At 34.9% G+C, this 12,341-nt stretch carries 9 protein-coding genes; all 9 read right to left on the bottom strand.

Translation table 11 applies throughout. The annotated features are described in order from the left end of the window. A partial coding sequence (locus Q3V31_RS26445) for a T7SS effector LXG polymorphic toxin (protein WP_329767509.1) occupies positions 1–662 on the bottom strand: 662 nt, incomplete at its 3' end. Next, entirely contained in the window at positions 663–1,379 is a 717-nt protein-coding gene (locus Q3V31_RS26440) for a DUF4176 domain-containing protein (RefSeq protein ID WP_329767508.1), read from the bottom strand. It lies immediately after the preceding gene. Position 1,380: 1 nt separating this feature from the next. Beyond that, positions 1,381–1,668, bottom strand: coding sequence for a TIGR04197 family type VII secretion effector (locus Q3V31_RS26435; RefSeq protein ID WP_098489052.1), 288 nt, complete (start codon positions 1,666–1,668; stop codon positions 1,381–1,383). Between the two features lie 18 nt (positions 1,669–1,686). Continuing rightward, the gene (locus tag Q3V31_RS26430) at positions 1,687–2,118 is read right to left on the bottom strand and encodes a DUF5082 family protein (protein ID WP_097881443.1); all 432 of its coding nucleotides are present in this window, start codon (positions 2,116–2,118) and stop codon (positions 1,687–1,689) included. Between the two features lie 93 nt (positions 2,119–2,211). Continuing rightward, a complete protein-coding gene (essC, locus tag Q3V31_RS26425) occupies positions 2,212–6,687 on the bottom strand; it encodes a type VII secretion protein EssC (protein WP_329767507.1) in 4,476 nt (1,491 codons plus the stop codon). Further along, on the bottom strand, positions 6,665–7,840 hold the full coding sequence (gene essB, locus Q3V31_RS26420) for a type VII secretion protein EssB (RefSeq protein ID WP_098426034.1): 1,176 nt from the start codon (positions 7,838–7,840) through the stop codon (positions 6,665–6,667). Before essB ends, essC begins: the two co-directional genes overlap by 23 nt. Positions 7,841–7,843: 3 nt before the next feature. Further along, positions 7,844–8,116: an EsaB/YukD family protein gene (locus Q3V31_RS26415; RefSeq protein WP_016128393.1), complete on the bottom strand. Its 273-nt coding sequence runs from the start codon at positions 8,114–8,116 to the stop codon at positions 7,844–7,846. Between the two features lie 3 nt (positions 8,117–8,119). Further along, the gene (essA, locus tag Q3V31_RS26410) at positions 8,120–8,614 is read right to left on the bottom strand and encodes a type VII secretion protein EssA (protein WP_240514177.1); all 495 of its coding nucleotides are present in this window, start codon (positions 8,612–8,614) and stop codon (positions 8,120–8,122) included. Between the two features lie 40 nt (positions 8,615–8,654). Continuing rightward, positions 8,655–12,326 carry a type VII secretion protein EsaA gene (gene esaA, locus Q3V31_RS26405; protein ID WP_329767506.1) on the bottom strand — a complete coding sequence of 1,224 codons (3,672 nt, stop codon included), beginning with the start codon at positions 12,324–12,326 and terminating at the stop codon, positions 8,655–8,657. Positions 12,327–12,341 lie beyond the last annotated feature (15 nt).

The raw sequence follows: 12,341 nt of genomic DNA, 5'->3' as shown, positions 1-12,341 counted from the left end.
ATTTGTGTATCCATTTCATGAATGCCTTTTGCCAAATCATCTAGTGCAAAGAAAGCTTGCAGTTGCGGATCAGTATAAGATAAACTACCCATCTTCCCTGCAATTTGAACTTGGTTGTTTAGAGCATTGAGGATGTTTTCCGCATCGCTTTTTTCTTTTTTGCTTTCAAATTGCTGTACTTTTTGAATCGTATCCTCTAATTCTTTGCTGGCTGCAACCAGTTTTTCATCAAACTGGCTGTTCGGCATACTCAGTGAAATCAAATCACTTACGCTGTTGTAAATATTAGAGATGCGACTATCCATTTCATGTTTCTTAGGTTGGAGATTGGAAAGTTTGTTTTGTGTTTGCAGTAATGCATCTTCCAGAATAATCGCATTCTCATGACTTTCTCCCGTTGTTGACTGAAAATCCTGTAAGGTTTGCGCCATTTCGATACTAAGTAATTCATTGGTATCTTTCAACCCAATCACAACTGTATTTTGGTTATTATTGATGTCGTTGACAATCGCTTTTCCTGTTTCACCCTGCATGGCATCGGCCTGGATAATGCCATTCAATGCGTTTTTGGCTTGTTCAAGTTGTTCATTGGTTTTACTGGTGTCTTTTTGGAGTTTTGCCAGTATTTCATTGAATTCCTTTAAATCTACTTGAAAGCCCATTTAATCCGCCTCTCTTTCTGATAAAGTGTGAACAGCTTCATAGAAAGCAAGTGCTTTATCTAGTGGTAAAAAGGCACTGGATAACTTACCATTTGCTACTTGCATACTTCGTAAGAAAGTAAAAGCAAATTGGTCTTCCCATTCATTCGTCATTCCAGGTGAAACAACTCGCTTAATCATCATATTGGACACATAAATCGCTGGTGTGTTACTCATTTCACCAAACGGCCACAAGTAACCAAGATAATCTACCACATAATCGTTAAATCCCTCTCTTAACGGTACTTTGCGCCCTGTTAAAATCACGAGTTCTCCGAGTTCACTATTCTTGAACATATTTTGAATTACTTCTGGCATCATGTCTATGTCCAATTCCACAACAGTACCCAGCGGCAAAATTTCACTATAACACGCATCAATCAAACCCATCAAACGTAAAAATTGAGAAAATGGAATGTCTAATTGCGTTTCCAATCGTTCAAAACGAATTGCCTCATTCGGATAATCAAAAGTCACTGAGAATTTTGCGCCGATTTTTGGCTTGTTTTCAAAGACATCTTCTTGATTTCGAAACGCCTTGTAAACCTCACGAAAAAGGGAAGGCTGATTCCCCAGCAAGTTACCCATTTGTAATAGTTCGTCAGTAATCTCTAAATCTAATGTTTTGTCATTTTGTAAAACAACTTCTAAAAGTTCTCGTTTGTTATATTCGACCATATTATTTGAACCTCACTGTGTTTTGTTGGATTACATTCGCCATTTTGGCATCTTCATCGACAATTTTGTCCGCGACGGCTTTCATTTTGCCTGTGTCAGCAGAGGATACTCCTTTAAATGCTTCTAAAGTTGTTCCGGCTTTCTCTACTAAATTTTGAAAACCCGTCAACCGAGATAGATTATTCTTAGTAATTTGCGGTGAGGGAACTTTCTCTATCCGACTAACTGCGCTCTCTGCATTTGTGACTGCTCCGGTAAATTTCCCCTTATCTATACCTATTTTCCCCATTGGTATTTTCTCCTTTTTTTATAACATAGCACGCAAACCGCTAATACTTGCTGAAATGCTCGCAATAGCGTCACCTATTATAGACTGATCCATTTCTAATAGAATGATTTTATTATTCATCGCGTTTAGCTTTTCATTGTGCTTCTCTTTATCTGCATCAAGCGCTGTTGTGATTTCTTCTAATTTTTTATCGAATTTATCACGACGTGTTCCTTTGAACTGGCTTGTTGTTAGACTCCTGCCTAAATTGGTAAACTCTTTCTTATAAGAATCAAAATGATGAAGTTCTCCCTGTAAAGATCTCTTTGCGGCTTTTAAGCGCTCTAACTTTTGGGCATTTGCCCTGTGACTAGCCATTTTACTATCATAACTTGCCTTAAATCGATCAACACTTGCATGGATATCCGCTTTCCGTGCAGCTTCTTTGGCTTTATCTTCCTCTTGAGGCATAATGTTTTCCCTCCTTAAAATCTATTTCCCTATCAAGACTATCTTTCTGTTTGTAACTACTCAGCCATACACACCACTCATAGATAAATTGATCTACTCACTAACTAATTTCACTCGTCCTGCATTTCGTCCAACAAAGAAATGAGACTCATCTAATTCCACTGTTGGTTCACTATAACTAGATTTCACATTTATCAATCCTTGATCAGCTAAACGTGTTCCAATCATCCCTGCTGGAATATTTGCTCGTAATCGTTTATTAAATTCATCATAACTGTTCTCAATTTGTTTTTGATTGCCGTGGAAAATGAAATAAACACCTACTTTAGAACCATTTTTTAAGTATTTATTGAATGTTTCATCCGAAATAAATGTTTTATCTCCAAATATTTGCGCATCTGGAATATACACAAACATCGGTTGATTTTCACTTTGTGTCTCTCTTTCTTCAATTTCACTCATTAGATCATTAACAAAAGTACTGTACTCCATATCTGATACAATCACATCGAAGCTTTCTTTGAATCTGCCAAATCGTTCGCTCCCATTAAACACAATTCTTTGTGCTTTCCCTTCGAAATGTTTGAAGTTTTGAACGATTATACGCTCAATATATTCCGTTTGCTGTGGCGTATCGTCTCCAATCACAAAATAACCATGTTTTTCTGGTACAAAACCAACGACATTTGTGGTTTCTTTACTTAGAGCAAGTGGTAGTTGTAGATTATCTAACATTTCTTGTACCTGTGAATTTGTATAAAAATCATGCATAGAGATTGTTTTAGATAACATTGGAATCTTGGTAGGACGTGTGCCCTTCCATTGCTGATTCATCTGTGCAATCTCTTGCTCTAAATTATTCAATCGATCAATATCATTTTTTCCATGAGTTGGTAAATAAATTTGAACTTCATGTGGCTCGTCTAGTTTGATTTGTGCTCGTCCAACAATTTCTTGCGAAATCAAAGCATCACGTCCTACAACATCTCGAATTGCACCTTCTTCCACAAGGAATAGCCCAATATGTGATGGAATATTACTTGCCATACTCATTCTGAAGCTGTTCGTACGAAGCACCGTCATAACTACATAGAGTCCCAAACTTGCTCCTTCTCGTAAAAGCTGATTTAACACAGATTCTATAGCTTCCTCTAAAGGACTCTCCTTAATTGAGTCAAAACCATCAACAATAGTAACAATCCCTGGCAACTGCTTTCCTGATTTCTCTTCATATTGAGACAGACTTGCGACACCATACTCTGTAAATGCGTCTTTTCGACTTTGAATTTCTTTGCGAATTCGTTTGAGGAACTTCATCAGTTTTTCTTCTTCCTCTAACCGAACAATATCCACCACATGCGGTAAATCTTTTATTGGAAGTAAACCATTCGTACCAAAATCAAATAGGTTAAACTGGACCTGCTCAGGATTGTTAATTCTTGATAAATTCATTACAAGAGTTTGTAATGCAGTGGATTTCCCAAAGCCTGGAGATCCATAGATTGCAAGGTGACTCAACTCTTCTAAATCAAGTAAAAAGTCAATTTGTTCTTGTCTTGATGGAATATCCATCAAACCAAATGGAACTGAAAGATTTCTTTTCGAATCCCCTGAAGTTACTACATTAATCTTTGGACTATCAATTTCTGTTTTTAATGGAGGTAACCAAGGTTTTTCAGGAAGAACTGCATTTGTTTTTTCAGCATGAATCACAATATCTTCTACAATCGCGTCCAATTGTGTTTGTTTTTCTTCCTTTTTCATGGACACTTCATCATCTTGAGATAAATCTGCAGTTAACAATTCGTGCTGGCCCAATTGATTAATTAGCCAAATTCTTTCATCTACTTTTTCTTCATATTGTGCATCTGGATTATAATACGCTCCACTCCACGCAGATTGAAACAGTTCATAAATTTCATTGTTTCCGACCTGTAAATACGCTCGTCCTGGTTGAGTAATCGTTGCTGCATCAGGTGTTTTAATAATTTCATTTGAATCGCTTGGATCGGCCACTTTTAATGCTAATTTGAATCGTGAGTTTGACCAAATCTGGTCGTCCACTACTCCACTTGGCTTTTGAGTAGCTAAAATCAAATGAACTCCTAACGAACGACCAATACGTGCAGTTGATACTAGCTCAGCCATAAAGTCTGGTTCATTTGCTTTTAATTCTGCAAATTCATCACTGATTAAGAAAAGGTGCGGCAATGGTTCTGATGGATATTTTTTCTTTTCTACAGGATCAGCAATTTCTTTTCCCTGTTTGTACAACTTGGTATACCCATTAATATGATTAACACCAAATTCACCAAATTTCCGTTGTCTCTTTTGTAATTCTGCTCGAATACTTTGTAATGCTCTTGCAGAACTTGCACCGTCTAAGTTTGTAATCGATCCTAAAAGATGTGGTAAATTCTTAAATAAATTCGCCATACCTCCACCCTTAAAATCAATCGGTAAAAAGCCAACGTCTTCTGGTGCAAAATTTACTGCTAAAGATAAAATATAACTTTGGACAATTTCCGATTTACCAGATCCTGTTGTACCTGCCACGAGTCCATGTGGGCCATGTGCTCGTTCGTGTAAATTCAAATAAACAATGTCATCTTTTCCTCGAACACCCAAAGGAACAGCTAATGACTTTGAAGTGTCTGCTTTTTCCCAACGAGCACCAATATGTAACTCTCCAACATTTTTCACATCATATAATTCTAGAAAGTCAATCGATTCTGGAATCGCATTTTTCTCTACCTCAACATGTTCTAAATTAGCTAAGCGTTGTATTGCTTGCTCAATTGGATAACTTTTAGGTAAATGGTTGGGAACAAAAAGTTGATTCACGTACTCATTATTATTATTAATTAATACCGCGGATTCGTTACTTTGATAATCAATAACTGTGGTTGCTGTCTCTGGCAACATATTTAACGCTTCTTTCCCCCAAATGACCGTAACACCGTATTGACTCATATCTTCAGCTAAAAATTCATTTAATCCATGCCCAGAGAGCCAGCTCTCGTCTAAAATCGTAAACATATAATGCGGAGCAAAGGTTACTTTCTCATTGCCCGCCTCTTTGACTTGTTGCCGACGTTTTGTTAACAACTGATAGAACGAATTTAAAACCATGTCACGTGTCTGTGAATTATGAATAATTCCTCGTAAATTTAAGCTCCGTATTTGAAAATGTGGCAACCAACGCCATGCATGCCAACTATCTTGATAATTTTCTTCTGGAACTAATGCTACAAATTCTACATCTCTATAGGAATGTAAAACGGAAAGCTGAAATAATATTGTCTGTACAGCTATTCGTAGTACTGTTTTTGTTCCTGCAAGTCCTAACGTTTGATTTAACATCGAGATGGCAATAGGTGCATCTTTTAACGTTTGATGTGGCCAAACAATTTTTTCTTCTGCAAATTTACTTAAAGCATCATCTTCTTCTCTTGAATGATAACTGACTTTATAACTACTTTGAATCTCTCCATGACCCAAACGAATACTTATAAAATCAGCATTTGTCATAGTTTTTTCATAAATTCGTGGACTGTATTCTTTTGTCATCAAAGACAATGAATCCATATCAGGGAAGTTATACGTTAAAGCTTCAAATTGCTTTTGAGAGAGCAACGACAATTCTTTTTCCTTTTGAATAAGATACTTTTCATAGTACTCACTTCGCTTAAGATTCTTTTGTTTCACTTCTTTCTTATTCGTAATATAACTTGAAACAGAGAACCCTGCCGTGAGTAAACTTACTCCCCCCATGCTTAACATCATAATAGGGTTTCCATTACTTAATACGCTCGTTGCACCACTTAAAACAACCATTGCCAATGGCGGAACAATCGTACGCAATAAATCACTTCTCCCATCAGTTTCCTCAGCTCTTGGAGGTTGAATTGCTATCTCTTCTTTAGGCTCTCGTAAATGAATTCTTGGACTACGTCTAAATTCAGGGAAATTTTTTGGGTATTCTGGAATAAATATCTCGTTAATAATCTCCCAAGAATTTAGTGAAAATTCATTGGTTATCTTACACAACTTAAATTGTTTTTCTCTCAATTCAATAAGCACACCATCAATAACAAGTTGATCCCCTACAGACAAAACTTTTTCTAATCGAGCTACTTTCTCTCCATTAAAGTAAACTAACACCCCATTTGAAAACAGATTTAACTGGTAAGTTTCATTCTTTTCATTAAATGTGACCAGAGCAAAAGCCTTAGTCGGAATGGTGATTCCTGAGTCCTTTGAAGAAGAAATCACAAAATTTGTTTTCGGCTTGATAGTTGTTAAAACCTCTAATTTTTCATGAGGTAACGCGAGAATTCCGTCCTTCATATCACCTGTCCATGGATCTTGATCCAAGAACAAATGCGTGCCATCAAAAGAAATTTCATGGTTACCAATCTTAATTGATGGCTTTGACATTGTTAGTTCGTGATGCGAAAATATTTGACCAAATGAAAAAATATCATAGAGTACAGACGCTTTATTTACAATTTGATCATCAATTGGTACACCTTCACTAGATAATCTATTGTTTAGGTTTCTGATCATCCGTCTTCCCCTCCAATAACTTCATGTACTTTTCCATCTCTTCCTTATATTTCGAAAGTAATTCTTGTTTCTTCGAACCATTCATCTTGTTATCTGCATTTGTTACATCATAAACTTTTGTATAGGCGTGAAGAATATATTGATTATCTCCAATATTTTTAGCAATATTTAAGGCCTTTTCAAAGTCTCCTTTTCCTATATAGATCCAATAAAGTAATGAGTTATCATTAGATTTTTGGGAGATAGTCCCTAATACAGATTCTTTCTGCTCTTTAGACAAGCTATCTAGTTGAATCGAGCTCACTGCTAACACATATTGTGCGCTTTTAGGAAGATTCTCTGGTTTGTCTTCCTTTAAAGTATCTAGAACATCTGAATAATTATTTGAAATAAACTTTGATTCGGCACTTATGATTCGTTTTTGCTGAGGTACAATATTTAATGAATATATCCCTATCCCTATTGAAAGACCTAATGTTGCTAGACCAAGAATAATTGTTCCCCACTTAAAAACAGTGTGATTTCTACTTTTCACCAGTATACTTGTAGCATTTCTTTTTTCCTTTTGAATCGCAACTGTTTCCATTAGTAACTTGTCTATCTCTTCAAACGAAGAAGATTCTTGAATTTTTTCGGAAAAAGGATCTCGGACTGCACCGGCCCCATCAATAAGATTCTCAAAATCCAGTTTTGGATTTAAAATATATAGAAGTAATGCCTTGTATTGTTTTAGATATACTTCTTCTGTTGAAAGATAAGGAATAACGGTATTCATTACGCCACGATGACCAATAAACAACTCTTCCCCAAAAATAAAGATATTTTTAGGATGGATAAATGGCGTTACTGGTTGGTTAAGATATTCTTTTAAGAAATTTACTTTTTGTGCTAAAAGAAGGCGATCAAATGCATCTAATTTTTTAACATATTGTTCAAGCGAAAAAGATAATTCATCTTTTTCATAAGTGATAATGACCTTTTCTTCATTCGCCACTTCTATCTTTCCAGTCAAAAAGTGTGGTGCTTTATTTAAAAATAACTGGAATTGCTTTACACCTGACAAAGAATATTGATTAGCTGTTAAGTGCACTTTAATAAAAGTAGATGTAGTTTCCTCTTTAATAACTATCAAACTATTTTTCATTTCCTCCATACTCTAGTGTTCCTCCAAACTCCCTATAATTTCTTTTACGGCTAATTGATCACCATCCGCCAATGGATATTTCGCCAATATAACATTTTCATCTAAATGAATTGGCTTATTTTTTACTTCCAATGAAAAATGAGTGGGCAATTCTATATTTACTAAAGATAATGAATCAACCAATAGTTCTTTCAATCTATTAGAAGAAACCTGATTAGGTATTGTTAAATCAAGTATTTGCTCATTAACATGAAGTTCGATATTAATCATTGTTCTTTCTGCCATTGTTTACTCCTTTTTCCGTATAAATAGGTTTGAAAATCTTTTACCTAATAACCAGCCTAAAATTAATATTCCAATCACACCCATGCTTAACAGTATCCAGAAGGTCCATCTAGGAATTTCATAATTGGTATCTTCCACAGTTGCTTCATTTTCATTAGAAGCTTGGTAGTCTTTAGAAAACAGCTGCTTGGTAATTGTATCCTGTGGTTTCTTTTCTACACTCTCAGCGGTAAGAAATAATTTTTCTTTTATACCTGAAGTACTCTTTCTATTTTCTTTCTCAAGTTCCTTATTTTTTGTGTTTTTGTCTTTTAAAAACAAATCTTCTATCCCTGTAACAGAATAATTATTTTTATGATTTTCTTTTTCATAAATCACGTTGTTATGAATCGTTAGTTTTCCATCTTCAGCGTAAGCTAGACTGCTAAAACTAGTAAAAAGATTTGTCACACAAAAAGAAATTAGAAGAGAAAAAACGAGAAATTTTGGTTTTATCATTTTTTCCAAATTCGTACATCCTTTCTCCTAACAACATAAGCTATTGCTTTTGTTCAGCTTTCTCTGACTTTTTCACACCTGGAAAAGCAATGAAATTCGTACCAATTCCCACAACAATAATAATTACCAATAACAAGTAACTTTCCCATCCAACATGAATAGCATTGCTTAGTGCTGTATAACCATTTTCTATGTTTTGAAGCGGTGAAAAACGATAAAATAAATCGACAATACTACCCGGACGAGTATGCATTCCTAATAATGGTGTTAACATGAGATATAATCCTAAAATTGAAGCACAAACATAGAGTGTTATATTTTTAAACTGACGAGAAAAACCTGTTATTAATAAAGTTCCACCTAAAATAGTTAGGAACGTGTAACTAAACCAAGAGATATTAAACACTCTCCAAATACTAAAAGTAGTTATTCCAGCAAAGAATAGTGAGATAATTAGACTGACACCTGTTACCTTCATAACATTAGGAACATTTAGCCATACCCTTGTAGGTGTAATAAAAACCATATCTTTCTTAATTTCTCTACGTTGAATAGTACGACATAAGGAAATGCCGGTAATGACTGAAAGAACAGCTCCAACAAGCGTCATATAGTAAGGAATAATAGACGTTTGGCGAGTAGCTTCAAAACTTCCTTTTGTAGCAATTGGGGCTGATAGAAAATTGAATACTTTATAATTATCTGCTCCACCTCGTTTGGTATTAGAAAGCACTTTGCTAAACTCTTCTGAGTATTTTTCATTTTTACTTGTATTCTTTTGAATTTTAGTGACTGAAGTATTTAAATTATTCAAAACAGTATCTGCATTTTTCTGAACATTATCTGTACTTTCTTTCAACTCCTGAATTTTTGGAGAAATGTCATGAGCTTTCGCTGCAGATTTTTCTATACTTTCAGCCGAGCTCTTTGAACTCTGAACTAAATCTTCCATTTCTTTTACTAAGCTATCTGTTTCTGAAGAAATTGGTATTGTATCGTTCTCTGTAGGATGTTGATTTTCTGCAGGATGTTGATTTTCTGCATTGTTTACAGATTCTTCTTGGATTTTTTCATTTTCTTTCCATGATTGATACGCTTCATTAATCTGTTGATTAGCTTGCACAAACCAATTATTTAACTTTTCTGCTTCATTCAGAAACTTCTGAGGTTCAGTCATTAGATTTAAAGTTCCATATAATGTATTTTTTGTTCCATCATGATTTTTATCCGTTGTTGATCCAATTGTTTCTTGTAAATTTTTTATTTGGCCTTCAATATCTGTATAGAGTTGATTTCCTTTATTCTTAAATTCTTCATAAATTTTCTCTGTAATAGCATCTATCTTTTGTTCACCTGTGATATTGTTATACATACGATAAACAGAGTTTGGATTTGCCAACTCTTCGAGAGTCTTCTCTTGATTTTCAGTTTTGTTAATCATATCTGCATAGCTATCAATAGATATGGAATCTTCTGGATTTCCAAATAAGGTAACAATTTGCTGTGCAGTGCTATCAAGCATTTGAAATTGTTTCAATAACTCAGGTAAGTCAGATATTAAATTCTTATTTACATCTATATATTCTGCATAGCTGGCATTCACTTGAGTTTGCTCATTAACAATCCATGAATAATCAACAGAGACAAAAGAGTTTTTCTTCATTTCTTCATCCAAGGTCCAATCAAGATCCGCCTTAAACGTTAAGCTAAAACTTGAAGGTAACGGCGGAAGATCCTTTTCTTTAGAAGTTGGCCTATTAGGCTCATTTTCTGTTTCTGGTTTCGATCCTGTTTCCGGTTTCGGCTCTGGTTCTGTTGGTGGATCTACCGGCGGTTTCGGTTTCTCTGGATCCGTTGGTGGATCTACTGGCGGTTTCGGTTTCTCTGGATCCGTTGGTGGATCTACTGGCGGTTTCGGTTTCTCTGGATCCGTTGGTGGATCTACTGGCGGTTTCGGTTTCTCTGGATCCGTTGGTGGATCTACCGGCGGATCTACTGGTGGTTTCGGTTCTGGTTCTGTGGGGTTCTTTTTCAATGAAATACTGAATTCATGATTAGAAACTTCACTCCACTCAGAAATGTACCCATATGATTTGAGTTTTTGATCCAATTCTGTTTTTAACACCGGTAAAAGATCCGTCAAATTTCTTATTCCTAAACTTCCTTGTTCTGTATGGTCTGTCTTCAAAGAGATTCTATTATCTTTTGTTGGATCAATAGATATAGTGACCTCCCTACTATTTATAGGAATTATAGAGTTATGTTCAGACTTAGCTTCTAGATAGGAAAAGTTTCCTTCCTTTCCTATTTCTTTTTCAAAATTTTTCGCATAACGCCGAACTATAGTTAGCTCATCTTGGAATTTTTTAGATTGAGAATCAGTTATAATATTCTCAGCAATTAACTTTTGTAAAAGATTTTCTAAAGTGTCTGCTGGAATTTGTGGTAGACTTTCTTCTATCATTTGACGATAACGATTATCTAAATTAACTTTATTTTCTTTTGAATCAGCCATTAGTTTCACAATCGCCTGTTTAATATCCTCTACAGAAGCTGTATCCGGATTTTTTTCTGCACTTCCATAATAAGTTTGTGCAATCTGTTTTTTTAAATCATTAAGAGTTTCAACTTGCGATTGCAATTGCTTAATTTCATCTTTTAGTTCATCAATTCGAGCAGTTTGTGTTTCTTGAAATAGCTTGGCGTTTAGCAAGAATTCCGTATAAACCCCAGCTGAATTCACTTCACCTGTTGGCGATGTATGAAAGTTTCCTAGTTGTTTAAACACTGATTGGTTCAAATCATCATATTTTGCTTTATATCCCGATAAATCAGATTTCCGTTGGTTTTCTAATTGCGTTTTCTGTTGGTTAAATTGATCCTCAAATTGCTTTAAGGAATCTTTTAACTTTTCATTTGTTTTATCGATATTTTCGTTAACTGATTTTTTGGCTTCTTTTGTCGAGGTACTGCCTGCTTCTAAGCTCTTATTATTATCATCCATTAGAGTTTTTACGGATGAAACAAATGCTTGTTGTTCCGAGAGAAAACCTTTATTATCTTCATCAAGAATACTCGAAACATTTGATAAATTATTAAATCCTCCCGATAACTCCTTAAATGGATCTTGAATATTTGTCATCAGATATTTCTTAGCATCAGTTTCTGCTCCAACAATTTTATTAACATTTAGTTGGGCTTCTGATAAATTTCCTACAATACTTGAGAAATACATCTGCACAACTCGTTGATTGAAATTTTTCAAAATATCATTTACTTGTGTTTGAACGGCTTGATTAGATATCTCATTTTGCCCTTTACGTACACGATAATTAATGGTCGCCTGTTCTGGTGCTATACTTTGAAGGGACAAAAGACGTTCAGAGAAATCTTGAGGAATAATAATTTCTGCATCAAATTGACCATTCTCAATTCCTGCATTAGCAATATTCCTACTGACCGTCTGCCAACTATTTTTGGAATCTTGATTAATCAGAGTAACAAAGTCTGCACCTAGTTCATACTTCCTCCCCTCAAAAACAGCCCCTTTATCTTCATTCACTAAAACATATTGAACCTTGGATACTTTTTGATTTGTAGACCGGTACACATTATCATCTTTAAAACCAAAATAAGTGAAAGTCAAAATAAGAAATAATCCACCAAGTATAATGATGAGTAATGGAAAATAACTCTGATATTTTTTTATCAAAATACATTTCTTCCT

This window comes from Bacillus nitratireducens, from assembly GCF_036320425.1.
Lineage (GTDB): Bacteria > Bacillota > Bacilli > Bacillales > Bacillaceae_G > Bacillus_A > Bacillus_A nitratireducens.
This window is presented reverse-complemented; position numbering and strand designations above follow the sequence as displayed.